Source organism: Aquabacter spiritensis (assembly GCF_004346185.1).
GTDB lineage: Bacteria > Pseudomonadota > Alphaproteobacteria > Rhizobiales > Xanthobacteraceae > Aquabacter > Aquabacter spiritensis.
Genome location: NZ_SMAI01000002.1, coordinates 330,163 through 348,100, shown reverse-complemented (window position 1 = coordinate 348,100; position 17,938 = coordinate 330,163). Strand labels below are relative to the sequence as shown.

13 protein-coding genes are annotated in these 17,938 nt (G+C 68.3%); 5 read left to right on the top strand and 8 right to left on the bottom strand.

Translation table 11 applies throughout. From position 1 onward, the window contains the following. Positions 1-201 precede the first annotated feature (201 nt). Both EDC64_RS05745 and cphA read right to left on the bottom strand, forming a co-directional pair. Positions 202-2,400 (bottom strand): cyanophycinase, encoded by a 2,199-nt coding sequence (locus EDC64_RS05745; protein WP_132030295.1) that lies wholly within the window; start codon positions 2,398-2,400, stop codon positions 202-204. Between the two features lie 11 nt (positions 2,401-2,411). Next, the gene (cphA, locus tag EDC64_RS05740; protein ID WP_132030294.1) at positions 2,412-5,159 is read right to left on the bottom strand and encodes a cyanophycin synthetase; all 2,748 of its coding nucleotides are present in this window, start codon (positions 5,157-5,159) and stop codon (positions 2,412-2,414) included. A 439-nt stretch (positions 5,160-5,598) separates the two neighbouring features. Here cphA and EDC64_RS05735 point away from each other — a divergent pair, with 439 nt between their 5' ends. The 3 genes from EDC64_RS05735 to EDC64_RS05725 all read left to right on the top strand — a co-directional run bounded on the left by EDC64_RS05735 (position 5,599) and on the right by EDC64_RS05725 (position 9,070). Next, complete coding sequence (locus tag EDC64_RS05735; RefSeq protein ID WP_207915912.1) at positions 5,599-6,663, top strand: succinylglutamate desuccinylase/aspartoacylase family protein; 1,065 nt, start codon at positions 5,599-5,601, stop codon at positions 6,661-6,663. A gap of 147 nt (positions 6,664-6,810) precedes the next feature. Beyond that, positions 6,811-8,199: an amino acid permease gene (locus tag EDC64_RS05730; RefSeq protein ID WP_245504552.1), complete on the top strand. Its 1,389-nt coding sequence runs from the start codon at positions 6,811-6,813 to the stop codon at positions 8,197-8,199. A 1-nt stretch (position 8,200) separates the two neighbouring features. Further along, positions 8,201-9,070 carry a universal stress protein gene (locus EDC64_RS05725; RefSeq protein ID WP_132030291.1) on the top strand — a complete coding sequence of 290 codons (870 nt, stop codon included), beginning with the start codon at positions 8,201-8,203 and terminating at the stop codon, positions 9,068-9,070. Positions 9,071-9,108: 38 nt separating this feature from the next. On the opposite strand, the gene EDC64_RS05720 is transcribed toward EDC64_RS05725, so the two are convergent. The 6 genes from EDC64_RS05720 to EDC64_RS05695 form a co-directional block, all read right to left on the bottom strand. Beyond that, a complete protein-coding gene (locus tag EDC64_RS05720) occupies positions 9,109-10,128 on the bottom strand; it encodes a phosphotransferase family protein (protein WP_132030290.1) in 1,020 nt (339 codons plus the stop codon). Beyond that, the gene (locus EDC64_RS05715; RefSeq protein ID WP_132030289.1) at positions 10,125-11,333 is read right to left on the bottom strand and encodes an acyl-CoA dehydrogenase family protein; all 1,209 of its coding nucleotides are present in this window, start codon (positions 11,331-11,333) and stop codon (positions 10,125-10,127) included. Before EDC64_RS05715 ends, EDC64_RS05720 begins: the two co-directional genes overlap by 4 nt. 11 nt (positions 11,334-11,344) lie before the next feature. Continuing rightward, entirely contained in the window at positions 11,345-12,112 is a 768-nt protein-coding gene (locus EDC64_RS05710; RefSeq protein ID WP_132030288.1) for an SDR family NAD(P)-dependent oxidoreductase, read from the bottom strand. 77 nt (positions 12,113-12,189) lie between these two features. After that, positions 12,190-13,044 (bottom strand): carboxylating nicotinate-nucleotide diphosphorylase, encoded by an 855-nt coding sequence (gene nadC / locus EDC64_RS05705; RefSeq protein WP_132030287.1) that lies wholly within the window; start codon positions 13,042-13,044, stop codon positions 12,190-12,192. Between the two features lie 99 nt (positions 13,045-13,143). After that, positions 13,144-14,139, bottom strand: a complete 996-nt coding sequence (gene nadA, locus EDC64_RS05700; RefSeq protein ID WP_132030286.1) for a quinolinate synthase NadA — start codon at positions 14,137-14,139, stop codon at positions 13,144-13,146. A 134-nt stretch (positions 14,140-14,273) separates the two neighbouring features. Continuing rightward, on the bottom strand, positions 14,274-15,194 hold the full coding sequence (locus tag EDC64_RS05695) for a class I SAM-dependent DNA methyltransferase (RefSeq protein ID WP_245504551.1): 921 nt from the start codon (positions 15,192-15,194) through the stop codon (positions 14,274-14,276). A 44-nt stretch (positions 15,195-15,238) separates the two neighbouring features. Here EDC64_RS05695 and EDC64_RS05690 point away from each other — a divergent pair, with 44 nt between their 5' ends. Both EDC64_RS05690 and EDC64_RS05685 read left to right on the top strand, forming a co-directional pair. Continuing rightward, positions 15,239-16,300 (top strand): ligase-associated DNA damage response exonuclease, encoded by a 1,062-nt coding sequence (locus EDC64_RS05690; protein ID WP_132030285.1) that lies wholly within the window; start codon positions 15,239-15,241, stop codon positions 16,298-16,300. Then, entirely contained in the window at positions 16,297-17,937 is a 1,641-nt protein-coding gene (locus EDC64_RS05685) for a cisplatin damage response ATP-dependent DNA ligase (protein ID WP_132030284.1), read from the top strand. Before EDC64_RS05690 ends, EDC64_RS05685 begins: the two co-directional genes overlap by 4 nt. The last annotated feature ends 1 nt before the right edge of the window (position 17,938 follow it).

Below are 17,938 nucleotides of genomic sequence, written 5' to 3'. Positions count from 1 at the left end.
CTATGGGCCTGAGTGTGGAGTCCTCGGGTAAAGGCGAAGTTAGCGCCAGAAAGAAAGTGCCGAAAGATCTTGAGAAAGCGAAGGCGTGTCGAACCGCGACGTATTTTACTTTTGTTTACACTTTGCCGGCCGAGCCATGCGCGGCGACATCTCCCGCCCGCCGGAACGCGACGCGCGGGACCATGCGCCGGGTCCGACCGCTCAGGTGCGGTCGTCGCGGGGGCTGTCGATATCGAGGCTGACCGTGCCTTCGCCCAGCGCGGTGATCCCCATCACCATCGCCTTGTTGCGCTGCAGTTCGGTCGGGGCGGTGCCGAGGGGCATGGCGCCGCACTCCTTCACCAGTTCGTTGACCAGCCGCAGCAGAGCGGCAGTCGCCGGCTCGGCCGGGGTATGGCGCAGCACCTGCCCGGCGGCGACGTCGATCTGGTCGCCGGGCCGGGCGAAGGACAGCTTCACACCGCGCGCGACGAAACTGTCGCTCTGGAGTTCCAGATTGTGCGGATCGAGTTCCACCAGCACCACGCCGTGGCGGCCGAAGACGTCGATGAGGCTGCCATCGCCGCGGGCATTCATCATCGTCTCCTCGCAGATGCCGAAGCCGTAGCGCACCCCCTCTTCGGCGCAGGCGACGATCAGCCGGCCGAGCCGGCGCGAAGAGAAGAGGTTCTGGTCGACGATGCCGCCGCCGAAAAATCCGACGCCCTCCTGGATGACCAGGCCGTGATGGCCGGCATCGGTGGACACGCCGAACCGGAACGCCTCGTGGGACGAGCCCCCCGCGATCATGAAGCGCGACAGCGCGGAGGCCGAGCCGGAGGCACCGATCAATGTCGCGCCATTGGCATGGGCGCGGGCGATCGCGAGCAGGATCGGCGTCTCCTCGCCGCGGAACAGCAGGGTCTCCACCAGCCGGACCTGATTGCCGCCCGGCAGGAACAGCGTCTTCATGCCGGCGATCCGCTCGACCAGCGCCTTGTCGCGTCCGCAATTCTCGACATTGTCGATGGTGATGCCGAGATCGATGCCGGTGCGGCCGTGCGCACGCAGCGCGTCGATATGGGCGGCGGCGGTCTCACGCGGCTCGGAGGAGGCGGCGGCGATGATGCCGACATCGCCTTCGCAATGGCGCAGCATCTCGGCCATGATCCCGGAGCCGCCCTGGAGCGGAGACGAACCGAGCAGCAGCAGGCGGGAGGCAGGGCCGGGTTTCATCCCGTAATCGCGCTGCAGCATGGTCGCGCGATTGGCGAGCCGGGCGGCGCTCAGCTTCTCGCTCATGACGGTGCAGCGGAAGTTCAGCGCCGTCATGCGGAAACCGTTCTCGGTCAGCGCTACGAGGCTGCGGGTCTCGCCGCGGACCCGCTCCAGTTCGACGGTGACCGCCATCGCGGTCTTCATCTCCACCGCGCTCGCCCGGTCGACGGAATAGACGATCGGGTCGCCGAGCACGAGGCGGCCGAGCAGGTCGTAGAGCGTATAGGCGGCGAACACGTTGCGCTGCGACCGCGCCGGCGCCCGATAGGCGATCTCGGCGAGCCGCACCCGGCGCTTGCCGGGGCCGGCCGTCACCCGCATGCGGCCGAAATCGATCTCGTCGCCGGTGTCGAGATACGACAGGCGGATGTCCTCGAAGGTGCGGCCGCGCGCGTCGAATACGGCTTGCGACATATCGAGGACGAAGGCGCCGTATTCGCCGATCACCCGGCCGCGCCGCCCATCGACGAACAGCGCGGTGTTCTCGTCGATGCCGAAGCCGCGCTGCACGCCGCTCCGCGCCATGGCGACGATCAGCCGGCCGAGCCGGCCGCGCTTGATGAAATGCTGGTCCACGATGCCGTAGGGGAAGAAGTCGAGCCCCTCCCCCAGCAGCATGCCGGGCCGCTCCGGATCGTCGGTGACGCCGTTGACCATGGCATCGAGCGAGGTGCCGCCGACGATCATGACTTTCGACATGATGGCCGCGCCGGCGCTCGATCCGGCGATCAGGCCGCCGGCCGCATTGGCGGCGCGGATCGCGGCGAGGACCGGGCTCTCGATGCCGCCCGGTGCCAGGCTCTCGATGATCGTGGCCTGGTTGCCGCCGGTGAAATAGACGCTGCCGAGCCGCTCGACCTGCGCCGCATTCGCCGGGTCCCGGGCGGCGGCCGCCGCCCCCGGGCCGAAGACGGGCGAGAGCTCCGCCTCGAACCCATAGGCACGGAACACCTGAACGGTCTCGACGCCGACCTCCTCCGGCTCGCCGGAGGCGGTCGGAAACACCAGGATCCTGCCCTGGGCGAGGCGATGCATCTCGCCGAAGATCGCCGCGTTCCCGTCTTCCAGGCGACCGCCGATGACGGCGAGCCGCCGCATCGGCTCGTCGCTCGTCCGGAGCGAGAACCAGTCATAGAAGGACATGAATCGCCCGCTTATTCGATCGGCGCAATCAGAACGCCGCGCGCGTCGGTCACGATCTTGAACCCATCCGGAACGTCGAAGGCAATCTGAAGGGGCTTGGCGGCCGCCGCGGCCTCCTGCTCCTCCTTACCTTCGGGCTTGAAATAGATGATTTTCTTCCAGCAGGCGGTGATCGCGTCGCAGAAGATCAGAACGAGGTCGTTATGGCGCGCCATGGCGAGCGCCGCGTCGACCGCCGCCATCTCGTCGGGGATGATCTCGATCTGCTCGTCCGGGACACCGAACGAAATCAGCGCGTCGCGCATCAGATCAGGGATTTCCGTGGGGCCGCGGCCCCGCAGATTGTCGTCGCGGTGGCAGATATAGGTGTCGAATTTGCCCGCCACCTTCTCGGCGATGTCGCGCACATCCTCGTTGCGCCGGTCGCCCGGACAGGTGACGCAGACGATCTTCCGGCCGCGCGGCTTCAGCCGCTCCACCAGGTCCGCCATGGCGCCGACCGCCGCCTCGTTGTGCCCGTAATCGAGGATCACCCGGAAGCCGTGCTCGTCGAACACGTTCATGCGGCCGGGCGACTGAAAGAAGGTGTTGTCGAAGGTCCGCAGGCCGTTGCGGATCTGGTCGAGGGTCTTGCCCAGCGCATAAGCCATCGCAGCGGCGAACATCGCATTCTCCACATTGTGGAGCGCCTTGCCCTCGATCGTCGCGGGGATGAGGTGGGTCCAGATGAGCGGAATCTGCGTGCCGTTGTCGTAGATCACGATCTGATCGCCGTTCAGCCCCTCCTCCAGCACGATCGCGCGCTTGCCGAGGCGGATATGCTCGCGCACCAGTTCGTGGTGCGGATTGCGGGTGACGTAGAACAGGTGCTTGGCGGTGGTGTAGGACGCCATCTTGAGCGTCTGCTCGTTGTCGGCATTGAGCACCGCGGTGTCGCGCGCGACCTCCACCACCACGCGCTTCACCCGCGCCAGTTCGTCCACCGTGTCGACGCCGCCCAGGCCGAGATGATCGGAGGTGACGTTGAGCACCGCGCCGACGTCGCAGAACATGTAGCCGAGACCGGAGCGGACGATGCCACCGCGCGCCGTCTCCAGCACCGCGATGTCCACCGTCGGGTCGCGCAGCACCATCTTGGCCGAGACCGGCCCGGTCATGTCACCCTTCACGGTGACATTGCCGTCGATATAGACCGCATCGGTGGAGGTCTGGCCCACCACGTGGCCCGCCATCTTCAGGATGTGCGACAGCATGCGCGAGCAGGTGGTCTTGCCGTTGGTGCCGGTCAGGGCAGCCACCGGAATGCGGCTCTGGGTTCCCGGCGGGAACAGCATCTCCATCACCTTGCCGCCGACATCGCGCGGCTTGCCTTCGGAGGGCGCGATGTGCATGCGCAGGCCCGGGCCGGCATTGATCTCGCAGATGGCGCCGCCGGTGTCGCGATAGGATTGGGTGATGTCGGAGGTGAGGAAGTCCACCGCGCCGAGATCGAGCCCCACCGCCATGATGGCGCGCTCGGCCATCAGCTTGTTGTCGGGGTGGATGATGTCGGTCACGTCGACGGCGGTGCCGCCGGTGGAGATGTTGGCGGTCTTGCGCAGATAGACCGCCTCGCCCTCGGGCGGCACGGACTCGGGCGTGTAATTCTTCTCGCCCAGCAGGCGGAAGGCCTGCTCGTCCAGTTCCAGCTTGGTGAGGACATTGTCGTGGCCGACGCCGCGGCGCGGATCCTGGTTCACGATCTCGACCAGTTCGGCGATGGTGTGCGTGCCGTCGCCGACGACATGGCCGGGCACGCGCTTGGCGGCCGCTTCCAGCTTGCCGTTGATCACCAGGAGACGATGGTCGTCGCCGGTGATCATGCTCTCGACGATGACCGCGCTGCCTTCCTCGTCGGCGACGGCGAATGCGGCTTCCGCTTCCTCGTCGCTCATGATGTTGACGGTGACGCCGCGCCCGTGATTGCCGTCGAGCGGCTTGATGACGACGGGATAGCCGATGCGGCGCGCCGCGGAGACCGCCTCGTCGGCATCGTAGACCTGGCGTTGCTGGGGAACCGGCAGGCCGAGATCGGCGAGGATCTTGTTGCACACGCCCTTATCGGAGGCGATCTCGACCGCGATGTGCGACGTCATCGAGGTGAGGGCCGCCTCGATGCGCTTCTGATACTTGCCCTGACCGACCTGGATCAGGCTCTGATCGTTGAGCCGGACCCAGGGAATATCCCGGGCTTCCGCGGCCTTCACCAGCGCCAGGGCCGAAGGCCCGAGCGAGCGCTTCTGCGCAAAACTCAGGAAGCGGTCGAGTTCATCCTCGAGGTCATAGGGCTCGTCATCCGCGCGGCGCGGCGCGATCAGTTCGATGATGATGTCGCAGGCGAGATCGCCGGCCTCCAGGCCGACCTCGTCGGATTCGTAGCCGTAGAGCACCTCGACCTCGTCCGTGCCCGGCAAAGCAACGGCTTGGGCGAAATTGGTCGGCTCACCAGCGAGCTTCTGCAAATTGAGGGCGACATGGGCGATGAGTTCGCCGAGCCCGCAATCGTCCGCGCTGCGCGCCCGCTCGACCCAAGGCGTCCCGTCCGGAAGGGCGTCGTTGGCGAGGCTGGGCAGATGCTTCAGCAGCGTGTCGATCACAGCGTCGCCATAGCTGGCTACAGAAGACGTCGAGCGGTTCCGAAGATCCACGGTGAGGCGGATGAGGGGAACCTTGGCGTAGCTGTTCGGGCCAACATAAGCGGCGGTCGAAATGATATCCATGTGCTGTTCCCCAAGCGACCCGGATCGGCCGGTCCCCGCCCATCCTGGAATAATTTTGTTCGGCTGGACGTCGTTGCAGGGAAGCAATGGCTGCGGACGGCCTACGGCGATGCTGCACCGCAAAACCGACCTTCGGCGTGCTCCGGAGCCGCTTCCCGCCGGCCGAAGCCAGTACGTGAAGCCGGTCGGTGCGCGCACGGGCCACATTCCCCCCCGCGAAAACTCCCCAGCGAAGAAGAGCCTAGACCCATTCAAGAGGCGCAAGCAATATGCCGTCTCACCGTGGCGGGGCGGCGAGGGTGCAATGTATTGCGCCGGCTTTTTCTGCTGCACTGCAAAGGTCGAAGCGGGCGAGCAGATGACGCAATTTGAGGCAAGTTCCGTAAACCGCGCCGAACACCCTCTGGGACCCGCCGACGCCGCAGCCGATCAGCGTCGCGTGACGGTTCTCCGTTTCGGCGCCCCGGGGGCACGGCCGAAGGCCTATCTTCAGGCCGGTCTGCACGCCGATGAATTTCCGGGCATGCTGGCGCTGCGCCACCTTGCCGCACGGCTGGAGGAAGCGGCCACGCGTGGCGCGATTTGCGGCGAGGTCATTCTGGTGCCGCAAGCCAACCCGATCGGCCTGTCGCAGCATCGCTTCGGCATGTTGCAGGGCCGGTTCGACGAGGCGGGAGGCGGCAATTTCAATCGCGACTATCCCGATCTCGCAGCCGAAATCGAGGCCGAGATCGCCGGACGGCTCGGCCCCGATGCGGCCGCCAACGTCGCCGAAATCCGCGCCGCGATGGGTGCGGCGCTCGCCCGGATCCTCCCGATGGGCGAACTCGCGACGCTGCGCCACACCTTGATGGGCCTCGCTTTCGACGCCGACATCGTGCTCGACCTGCACGCCGACAACGAAGCCCTGATGCATCTCTATCTCGGCACGCCGCTCTGGCCCGACGCGGCCGATCTCGCCGCCGAAATCGATGCCCGTGCTGTCCTCCTCGCCGAGGCCTCGGGCGGACGTCCGTTCGACGAAGCCTGCGGCGGCCCCTGGTGGACGCTGGCGAAGCGGTTTCCCGAACACCCGATCCCCCCGGCCTGCCTTTCCGCTACGGTCGAGCTGCGCTCCAACGACCAGGTGGACGACACGCTCGCGCGCGACGATGCGGCGGCGCTCTACCGCTTCCTGCAACGCCGCGGCGTCATTGCGGGAGAACCGGGCGCATTGCCGCGCCTGACCTGTACGGCGACGCCGCTCGAAGCGATGCAACAGGTGCGGGCGCCGGCCGAGGGCCTGGTCTGCTACCGCGCGCGGCTCGGCGACCGCCTGCGGACGGGCGACCTGATCGCCGAGATCGTCGACCCCCTGGGAGCCTCGACGCCGGTTGCGGCAGTCACCGACGGCCTGCTGTTCGCCCGCCACAGCCAGACTTATGCCTGGCCCGGGCGAGTGATCGGCAAGGTCGCCGGCACTGCACCGCTCCCGGACCGGACGGGAAATCTGCTGACGGAATAACGCGCATCCGACTCTGCGACATTTTTGTGGCACGGTGATTGCTGCGTATCGGAACCGGGTGACGCCTGATCGCCCGGAGTGGGGCAATAAAGACAACCACAGAGAATGGGGCTTTCCATGGGTTCATCGTCATTTGGGCGCGCGTTGTTGCGCTGCAAACCGGTTTCGGCTCTGGTCGACGAGCATGGTGGGGGGAAGGGACATCTGCAGCGCTCGATCGGGCTGTTCCAGCTCACCATGCTGGGCGTCGGCGCCACGATCGGAACCGGTATTTTCGTCGCCCTGACGGCGGCGGTCCCGGAGGCCGGACCGGCCGTCGTGATTTCATTCATCATCGCCGGCATCACGGCCGCCTTGACGGCGCTCTGCTATGCCGAGATCGCCTCGACCATTCCGGTCTCGGGCTCCTCTTATTCCTATGCCTATGCAACCATGGGCGAATTGGTCGCCTATATCGTCGGCGCCTGCTTGCTGCTGGAATACGCTGTTTCCGCCTCGGCGATCGCGGTGGGCTGGGGGCAATATCTCAACGAAATGTTCAACGACCTGTTTGGCTGGCAGATGCCCGACGCGATCAGCCAGCCCCCCGGCGCCGGGGGCTACTTCAACCTGCCCGCGATCGTCCTCGTCGCGATGTGTGCCTCGCTGCTGATCAAGGGCGCGCGCGAATCCACCACGGTGAACGCCATCCTGGTGGTGGTGAAGCTCGGTGTGCTGGCGCTGTTCGTGGTGATCGCCTTCACCGCATTCAACACCGAAAATCTCGAGCCCTTCACCCCCAAAGGCTGGCTCGGCGTCGGCGCCGCCGCGGGCACGATCTTCTTCTCTTATATCGGCATCGACGCAATCTCGACTGCGGGCGAGGAGGTCAAGAACCCGCGCAAGACGTTGCCCGCGGGCATCATCCTGTCGCTGCTTCTTGTGACGGCTGCCTATGTTCTGGTCGCTTTCGCGGCGGTGGGGGCGCAGCAATGGACCGAATTCGCCGGCCAGGACGCCGGCCTCGCCGTGATCCTGCGCAACATCACCGGCTCGAACTGGCCCTCGCTGCTGCTCTCGGTCGGTGCGATCGTCTCGATCTTCAGCGTGACCCTGGTGGTGATGTATGGCCAGACCCGCATCCTGTTCGCCATGAGCCGCGACGGCCTGTTGCCGAAGCTGTTCCAGAAGGTCGACCCGCAGACCATGACGCCGGTGACCAACACCTATATCGTCGCCGTCTTCATCGCTCTGCTCGCCGCCTTGGTCCCGCTCGACGTCTTGGCGAACCTCACCTCGATGGGGACGCTGATCGCGTTCGCCGTGGTGTCCGCCGGTGTGATCATTCTGCGCCGCACCCGGCCGGATCTGCCCCGCGGCTATATGGTGCCGCTGTTCCCGTACGTGCCGATCGCCAGCGTGCTGTTCTGCGTCTATCTCATCACGCAATTGCCGTGGAACACCTATCTTCTGTTCATCGTTTGGATCGCAATCGCGCTGGTGATCTATTTCGGCTTCTCGTTCCGGAACTCCGCTCTGGCGAAGACGGGAGCGTGAGATGAGCTATCTGATCGGCTACGCGCCGGACCGGGGTGGTATGGATGCCCTGGCCGTCGGGCGCATGATGGCGCTGGCGGGCGACGTGCCCGTCACCGTCTGCGTGGTGACGCCGGAGACCTGGGGCTATCCCTCGCCGGCGGCGGTGGATGCGGAATACAAGCAGTTCCTCGACCAATACGCCCAGAAGGCGCTGGCACGCGCCCGCGCTTATATCGGCGACAAGGTCAAGGCGGACTATATGGTGGTCGCCGCGGACAGCGCCTCGAAGGGCCTGTCGCGCGTCGCCAACGAGATGAACGCCTATCTCACCATCGTCGGCTCCGCCCGCGACGGAAAGAAGATGCGGGCGGGGCTCGGCTCCACCGCCTCGGGCGTTCTCGCCGGCACCAAATGTCCCACCGTAATGGCCCCGCTCGGCTATGCCAGCCATGCGCCGCGCCGGCTGGAACGGGTCACCTGCGCCTTTTCCGACGACCGCGAGGGCGCCAGTACGGTGGCGGTGGCGGTCGACCTCGCCCGCCAGCACAAGGTGCCGCTGCGCCTCGTCACCTTCGTGGTGCGCGATCGCCAGATGTACCCTTCGGACGTCGGCTATCACGCCGAGAACATGGTCGCCAACACCTGGCGCAAGCAGGCGACCGATGCCCAGAAGGCGGCGCTCGCGGAGCTTCCCGAAGGCATCGAGGCCAGTTGCGCGATCGGCGACGGCCCCGATTGGAGGCGCGCGATCGATTCGGTAGGGTGGGCTTGGGGCGACGTCCTGGTGGCCGGCGCGCACCACGAATCCGGCATCACGGCGTTCCTGTTTGGCTCCACCTTCACCCGGCTGCTGCGCTATGTCAGCGTGCCGATCGTGGCGGTGGACTGAGCGACCTGCCTCCCCGGACGCCGATCTCTGGGTCGGCGTCAGCCCGCGTCGAGGAGGTCCGCGGCGCGGCGCGCGAAGACGCCGGACAGATGGGCGAGACCGCCGGCATCGGCCGAAGCCGCATTGCCGGCGCGTCCGCGCGCGGCGATCCCCTCGAAGATCACCGCGAAGCGGAACAGGGCCAGCACCATGTGGAAGGTGTCGAGCCGGGCGTCGTGGGTGGCGGCGGCATAATAGGCCGCCTCGAACTCCGCCTGCTCCGGCAGGCCGCATGCCGGCCGGTCGAGCCCGTCGAGCCCGCCATAATCCTGCGGTCGGGAATGCCATGCGATGCAGGCATGCGCGAGGTCGAGCAGGGGATGACCGAGGGTCGACAATTCCCAGTCGAGAATGGCGAGCACGCGCGGTTCCTGCGGATGGAACATCACATTGCCCATCCGATAATCGCCGTGTGCCACGGCGACCCGCTCGTCCGCGGGAATGTGCCCCGCGAGCCAGGCCCGCAGCCGGTCGATGTCCGGATTTGGGGCGGCGTGCGACATGTCCCATTGCCGACCCCAGCGGGCGATCTGCCGGGCGAAATAATCGGTCGGACGACCGAAATCGGCGAGGCCCACGCGCCCGGGATCCACGGCGTGAAGCGCGGCGAGGCTTTCGGCGAGCGCCCGGTACAGCGCGCGCCGCTCCTCCGGCGCCGCACCCGCCAATGCCGCATCATGGAACACCCGGCCCTTGAGCCGCTCCATCAGATAGAAGGGCGTGCCGACGACTTCCCGATCGGCACAGAACAGGACCGGCTCCGGCACCGGCACGCCGGTCGGGGCGAGCGCGGATATGACGCGAAATTCCCGGTCGACCGCATGGGCGGAGGGCAGGAGATCGCCGGGCGGCTGTTTGCGCAGCACCAGGCGCCGCGTGTCGTAGGTGACGAAGAAGGTCGGGTTGGACTGGCCCCCGGCGATCCGCTCCAGACGCATCGCGCCGGCGGTGCCAGCGAGGCTACGCTTGAGGTAGGCGTCGAGCCGCGCCGGATCGAATTCGGGACCGGCGCCGCTCATGACGCTGAAGGGAAGCGCCAGAAGTCGCGCCCCTCCTCCGCCAGAAAACGATGCAGGACCATGCGGTGGACCTCGTCCGCACCGTCCACCAGGCGGGCCTGCCGGGCGTAGCGGTAGATCCATTCCAGCACCGTGTCCTTGGAATAGCCCCGCGCGCCGTTGATCTGGATCGCGGTATCGGCGGCGCGGTGCAGCGTGTTCGCCACCTGGATCTTCGCCATCGAGATTTCCTTTCGGGCGAACCGGCCCTGGTCCAGCTCGAACGCCGCGCGCATCACCAGGAGGCGGCCGATCTCGATCTCCATGGCGAGGCCGCCCAGCATCATCTGCACGCTTTCGCGCTCCGAGAGGCGGACGCCGAATCCCTCGCGGCTGTCGGCATACTCCCGCGCGATCTCGATGCAGCGCATGGCGAGGCCGAGCCAGCGCATGCAATGGGTGAGGCGCGCCGGTCCGAGCCGCACCTGCGTGACCTTCAGCCCGCGCCCCTCGCCCGCGAGGACGTTGTCCGGCGTGATTTCGAGCCCGTCGAATTCCAGCTCGCAATGCCCGCCATGTTCCTCCGGCCCCATGATCGGGATGCGCCGCACGATCCGCCAGCCCGGCTGGTCCTTGTGGAACAGGAACGCCGTCAGGCCGCGCCGCGCATCGTCCGAGGTGCGCGCAATGAGGATGAAATGCGCCGCGTCGGCCGCCCCGGTGATGAACCATTTGCGGCCGGTGACGACATAGGACCCATCCGCGCGGCGCGTGGCCTGCGTGCGGATCATAGCCGGATCGGAGCCCCCGCCGGGGGCCGGTTCGGTCATGGCGATCGACGAGCGCACCGCGCCCGAGACGATCGGCGCCAGCCAGCGCGCCTTCTGCTCGGGCGTGCCGAGCGCTTCCAGCACCATCATGTTGCCGTCGTCGGGCGCCGCCGAATTGAACACGACCGGCCCGAAAATGGAGCGGTTCATCTCGGTGTAGCAGGCCGCCATCCCGACCTTGCCGAGCCCGCCGCCGCCGGTCTCCCGCTTGAGCTGGAGGCACCACAGCCCCTCCGCCTTGGCCTTGGCCCGGAGATCGGCGAGCAGATCGAGGCGAATGTTCTCATGCGCGTCATAGGCTGCGGGGTCCGCCTCGTGCGGCAGGATTTCGCGCGCGACGAAATCCGCCACGCGGCGGCGGGTGTCCTCGATCTCGTGCGGCAGAGTGAAATCCATGGATCGTGCCTTCAGAGAGAGGAAACGAGATGGCCGCCATCGACCGGCAAAGCGATGCCGGTGATCGCCTTGCCGGCATCGCTCACCAGCAGCAACAGCGCGCCGTCGAGATCGCCCGGTTGACCGAGCCGGCGGGCGGGCACGCGGCGCACCAGCGCCTGCCCCGCCTCCCCGGCGAAGAAATCGCGGTTCAGCTCGGTTTCGGTATAGCCGGGACAGAGTGCGTTGACGCGGATTTCATGGCGCGCGAGTTCGAGCGCCATCGCCTGCGTGAGCTGGATCAGCCCGGCCTTGGAGACCGCATACGGCGCGACCTGGCCGGCCACGCGCAGGCCGAGGATCGAGGCGACATTGACGATCGCGCCGCCCGCGCCCCGGTCCCGCATGCCGCGCGCCACCGCCTGCGCGACCAGGAAGGCGCCTTTCAGATTGGTGTCGAGCACGGCGTCCCAATCGGCCTCGGTGAGGTCGAGCACGGCTTTGGTCCGGGCGATGCCGGCATTGTTGACCAGGATGTCGAGGCCGCCACGCCAGCCCTGCGCGCGGCCGACCGCATCCTGTACGGACGCCGCATCGGTCACGTCGAGCACGAGCGCGGTCGCCTGCCCACCGGCCGCGCGGATGGCTTCGGCCTCCGCCTCGATCGCCGCGACCCGGCGTGCGCATAAGACGATCGCGGCGCCGGCCGCGGCGAGCCTATGGGCAAAATGGCGGCCGAGCCCGCTCGAGGCGCCGGTCACCAGTGCCGTCCGCCCGCTCAGCGACATTTCAAACGCCATGCCCATCCCCACGCCGCCGCGCGCGATCGGAGCGCCCGACCGCCCCTCGGCGGGAATGGCATCTTAACCGGCCCGGCTCAACCCTGGAAATCGAGCCCGAGATCGAGGATCGGCGCGCTGTGGGTGAGCCAGCCGCAGGAAATCAGATCGACCCCCGCGGCGGCGATGCCGGGAACCGTCTCGGCAGTGACCCGGCCCGAGGCCTCCGTGACGGCACGGCCGGCGACCAGGGCGACCGCCTCGCGGAGCATGTCCGGGCCCATATTGTCGAGCAGCACCGCATCGACGCCGATCTCCATCGCCGCGCGGAGCTGGGCGAGGGTGTCGACTTCGAGCTCGATCTTCACGAGATGCCCGACATAAGCCCGCGCGGCGCGCACCGCCGCGGCGACGCCGCCGGCGGCCGCGACATGGTTGTCCTTGATCAGCACGGCATCGTCGAGGCCGAAGCGGTGGTTCGCCCCGCCGCCCGCACGCACGGCATATTTCTCCAACGCGCGCAGGCCCGGCGTGGTCTTGCGGGTGCAGGCGATGCGGGCATGCCCGTGCGCCCGCGCCGCCGCCGCGAGGATCGCGGTCGCACTGGCGATGCCGGACAGGCGGCAGGCGAAATTGAGCGCCACCCGCTCGGCGGAGAGGATCGGCCGCGCCCGACCGCCAATGCGCAGCACGGCATCGCCCGCGCGCACCGCATCGCCGTCCGCGGCCAGCGGTTCGAGGGACAGGCCCGGATCCATCAGGGCAAAGGCCTGCATGGCGATGCCGAGGCCCGCGAGGGTGCCGGGCTGGCGCGCCACCATCGCCACCTCCATCACGGCATCGGCCGGAATCACCGCCTCCGTCGTGATGTCGCCGGCGCGGCCGAGATCCTCCAGCAGCGCGGCGCGCACCACCGGCTCGGTCATCAGCGCGGGAAGCGGGGAAAGGGTCATGGGTCGTCCTCCACCATCGGCGCTCCAGCCGGGCGGCTCCTCGCCAAGAAAGTAAAACCGTTATTTGCCAATATCTTTTAGAGTTCCCGCGCTCGCTCCCTAGCGGATCGCCAACATGCGCTCGACGCTGGCGCGGGCGCCGGCCAGCAGGGCCGGATCGACCGTCACTTCGGGCGACATGGTCTCGAGCGCGCGGCGGATATTGCCGAGCGTGATCCGCTTCATGTGCGGGCAGAGATTGCAGGGCTTGACGAAATCGATCTCGGGATAATGCACCGCCACATTGTCGCCCATCGAGCATTCGGTGACGAGCGCCACCCGGCGCGGGCGGCGCGCGGCGACGAAGCCGACCATTTCGGCGGTCGAACCGGCGAAATCCGAGGCCGCGACCACGTCCGGCGGGCATTCGGGATGGGCGATCACGGTCACGTCGGGATAGATGTCGCGGATGTCGGCGATGTCGAGCGGGGTGAAACGCTCGTGGACCTCGCAGCGGCCGTTCCAGGTGACGATCTCGACATGGGTCTGGGCGGCGATGTTTCGTGCGAGATATTCGTCCGGGATCATGATGACCTTCGGCACGCCGAGCGCCTCGACCACCTTCTTGGCATTGCCCGAGGTGCAGCACACGTCGGACACCGCCTTCACCGCCGCCGAGGTGTTGACATAGGTCACGACCGGCACGCCGGGATGGCGCGCTTTGAGCGCCAGCACGTCCTCCGGCCGGATCGACTCCGCCAGCGAGCATCCGGCCTTCTCGTCCGGGATCAGCACCACCTTGTCGGGATTCAGCACCTTGGCTGTCTCCGCCATGAAGTGCACGCCCGCCAGGACGATCACGTCGGCCTCGGTCGCCGCCGCCTCGCGGGCCAAAGCGAGGCTGTCCCCGACGATGTCCGCGACCGTGTGGAAGATTTCCGGCGCCTGATAATTGTGGGCGAGCAGGATGGCGTTGCGGCGCGCCTTCAGGTCGAGGATCGCGGCGATGTCCGCGGCAAGGGCCGGCCATTCGATCGCCGGGACATGGCGCGCGACGCGGTCGTAGAGATGCGGCAAAGGCAGCGCGGCGCGCGCGACGGCCGGAGCGTAGAGCATGGGGCACCCTCCCGATTATGCTCTTAATGAGCATAAGTAAGGCCGAAAAAGCGCCGGTCGAAAGCCGGCTTCATTCCCTTATGCTTAGAATGAGCATAAGCCGCCGTCAACACCGGCCGGACATTTTCCTCGGATCAGACCGGCCGTGCCACGCAAACGAGACCCGCGACCGCAGCGCCCTTCTCGGTCCGGGTGGTGGCGGGGGCGAGCCTGTCCACCGCAAAGCCGGCCGCGTGCAGCGTCCCCGCGACCAGCGGCGCACCGTGCGCGAAACGCAATGTGTCGCGCAGCAGGAGACCCTCGCCCGCATGGGTCTCCACCGTGAAAGCGAGGCGCCCGTCGGGGCGCAGGGCGCGGCGCGCCGCGCCGACGACCGGAGCGAGGTCGGCGAGATAGCAGAAGGCGTCGGCGGCCAGGATGAGATCCGCGCCCGCCTCCGGCGCGGCGGCGAGGTAGGCGCCCATTTCGGCGACCGCCAGTTCGGCATAAAGCCCGGTCTTGCGGGCGCGCGCCACCATCTCGGGCGAGAGGTCGACGCCGATCAGCATGTCGCAGACCGGCGCGACGTGCGGCGCGGCGAGGCCGGTGCCGCAGCCGAGATCGATGGCGCGGCCGAACCGCCGGCCGGCGGGAACGCTGGCCATCAGCGCCGCGGCCAGGATTTCGGGCCCGCGATAGCCGAGCCCCTCGCGCAAGGCGGCGTCGAAGCGCGGCGCATATTGATCGAACAGGGTCCGCACGAAGGCTTCCGACATGGCGCCGTCGGCCGCCCGCCGCCCGAGCCGGGCCAGCCGCAGCGCGGCGCCCAGCGCATCGGTGGCATCGAGGCGGAGCACCGCCTCGTACGCGTCCGCCGCTCCAGCCACGTCGCCCAGTGTCTCGCGGGCCTCGCCGAGCAGGAACCAGGCGGCGGAGAAATGGGGCGCGGCGGCGACCAGATCGGCGAGCATGCCCTCCGCCGCCGCGGCATCGTCGGCGAGATAGGCCCGCGCCCAGTCGAGCCGGCGGTCGAGCGCGGGATCGCCGGAGGATCGGAGAAGGGGCGAAGCGGCCACGGGTCCTCGCGAATCGGGAGTTCTCCACCCATATAGGGGCGGTCATGCGCCCGGAAGACCTGCTGCGGCCCTCGCCTCGGGGCCTCTATTGTCCCGTCGGAGATTTCTACATCGATCCGACCCGTGCGGTGCCCCGCGCGCTGATCACGCACGCCCATTCCGACCATGCCCGGCCGGGCCACGGCGAGGTGCTGGCGACCCGCGAGACATTGGATCTGATGGCGCTGCGCATGGGTCCGAGCCATGCCGGCGCGACCCAGGCGATCGGCTATGGCGAGAGCCTCGACATCGGTGGCGTGCGCGTCACCGCGCATCCCGCCGGCCATGTGCTCGGTTCGGCGCAGTTCGCCCTGACCTGGCACGGCTGCAGCATCGTCGCGTCTGGCGATTACAAGGATGCGTACGATCCGACCTGCACGCCCTTCGTCCCGGTCCGCTGCGACGTCTTCATCTCCGAGGCGACTTTCGGCCTGCCGGTGTTCCGTCATCCCCTGGCCGCCGACGAAACGGCAAAACTGCTCAATTCGCTTCAGGTCTTCCCGGAGCGGGCGCATCTGGTGGGGGCCTATTCGCTCGGCAAGGCGCAGCGCGTGATGGCGCTGCTGCGCGCCGCCGGCTACGACGCGCCGATCTATGTCCACGGCGCCCTCGCCGCGATCAGCGCCTATTATGCCGAACGCGGCATCGCGCTCGGCGAGATCCGCCCCGCCGCCGACGCGCCCAAGGCCGCCTTTGCCGGCGCCGTGGTGATCGCGCCACCGGCGGCGATCACCGACCTCTGGTCGCGCCGCTTCCCCGATCCGGTCACCGCCTTCGCCTCGGGCTGGATGCGGGTGCGCGCACGGGCACGCCAGCGCGGTGTCGAACTGCCGCTGGTGATTTCCGACCATGCCGACTGGGACGGGCTGATCGCGGCGACGCGCGCCACCGGCTGCACGGAGCTCTGGGTGACGCACGGCGCGGAAGACGCCCTGGTCCATTGGGCGGGCGCCGCCGGTCTCGGCGCGCGGCCGCTGCACATGGTCGGCTATGGCGACGAGGATGCCGAAGCGCCGCCCGAGCCGGCGTCCGAAGCCCCGGCCGTACCGCCGGAGGATGCGGCATGAACCGGTTCGCCGCGCTCCTCGACCGGCTCGCCTACGAACCGGGGCGCAACGCCAAGATCCGGCTGATGGCGGATTATTTCCGCGCCACGCCGGATCCGGAGCGGGGCCTGGCTTTGGCGGCGCTCACCGGCGCCCTCAGCTTCGCCAATGCCAAGCCCGGGCTGATCCGCGCCCTGATCATGGAGCGCACCGATCCGGTCCTGTTCGCCATGTCCTACGATTATGTCGGCGACCTCTCCGAGACCGTCGCCCTGATGTGGCCCGCGCCGCCTGCCGCGGGGCGCCCGGACCGTGCGCCGCTTCTGTCGGAGATCGTCGGCGCACTCGCCGACCTGCCGAAGCGCGACCTGCCCACACAGCTCGCGGCCTGGCTGGACGGGCTCGACGATACCGGCCGCTGGGCGCTTTTGAAGCTGATCACCGGATCGCTGCGGGTCGGCGCCTCGGCCCGGCTGGCGAAAACTGCCGTTGCCGCGCTCGGCGATCTGCCGCCGGACGCGGTGGAGTTGGTCTGGCCCGGCCTCGCGCCGCCTTATCTCGACCTGTTCGCCTGGGTGGAGGGCCGCGCCGGCCGTCCGGAGACCGACGATCCCGCGCCGTTCCGCCCGGTCATGCTCGCGCACGCTGTCGAGCCGGGGGATTTCGGCACGCTCGACCCCGCGGACTTCGCAGCGGAATGGAAATGGGACGGCATCCGCATCCAGGCCGTCGCCGGGCGGGCGGCGGACGGCGACCGCGTTGTGCGGCTCTACAGCCGGACCGGCGAGGACATGTCCGCGGCCTTTCCCGATCTGTGCGAAGCGCTCGATTTCGACGGCGCGCTCGACGGAGAATTGCTGGTGCGGCGCGAGGGGCGCGTGCAATCCTTCAATCTGCTTCAGCAGCGGCTCAACCGCAAAGCGGTGACGCCACGCCTGCTGAAGGAGTTTCCCGCCCATATGCGGGCCTACGACCTCCTGGTCGAAGACGGCGAGGACCTGCGCGAGCTGCCCTATGCCGCCCGCCGCGACCGGCTCGCGACGCTGGTGATGCGCCTCGCTTCGCCCCGGCTCGACCTCTCGCCCGAGGTGCCGTTCGCCAATTGGACCACGCTCGCCGCCGCCCGCGCGGATCCCGCCGCAGCGGGGGCGGGAGTGGATTCGGAGGCGGTCGAGGGCCTGATGCTGAAGCGCCGCGACAGCCTCTATCTGCCGGGCCGTCCAAAGGGACCGTGGTGGAAATGGAAGCGCGACCCGCATACCGTCGATGCCGTGCTGATGTATGCCCAACGCGGCCACGGCAAGCGCTCCTCCTTCTATTCCGACTATACGTTCGGGGTCTGGACCGCCGGCGCGGAGGGCGAGGTCCTGGTGCCGGTCGGCAAGGCCTATTTCGGCTTCACCGACGCGGAACTGAAGGAGATCGACCGGTTCGTCCGGGCAAACACCGTCAACCGCTTCGGGCCGGTGCGCGAGGTGCTGCACACGCCCGACCAGGGTCTGGTGCTGGAGGTCGCCTTCGAGGGGCTGGCCCGTTCGACCCGCCACCGCTCCGGCGTGGCGATGCGGTTTCCCCGCATCGCCCGGCTGCGCTGGGACAAACCGCCCCGCGAAGCCGATCGGCTCGAACAATTGGAAGCGCTGCTGCGGGAGGGTTGAG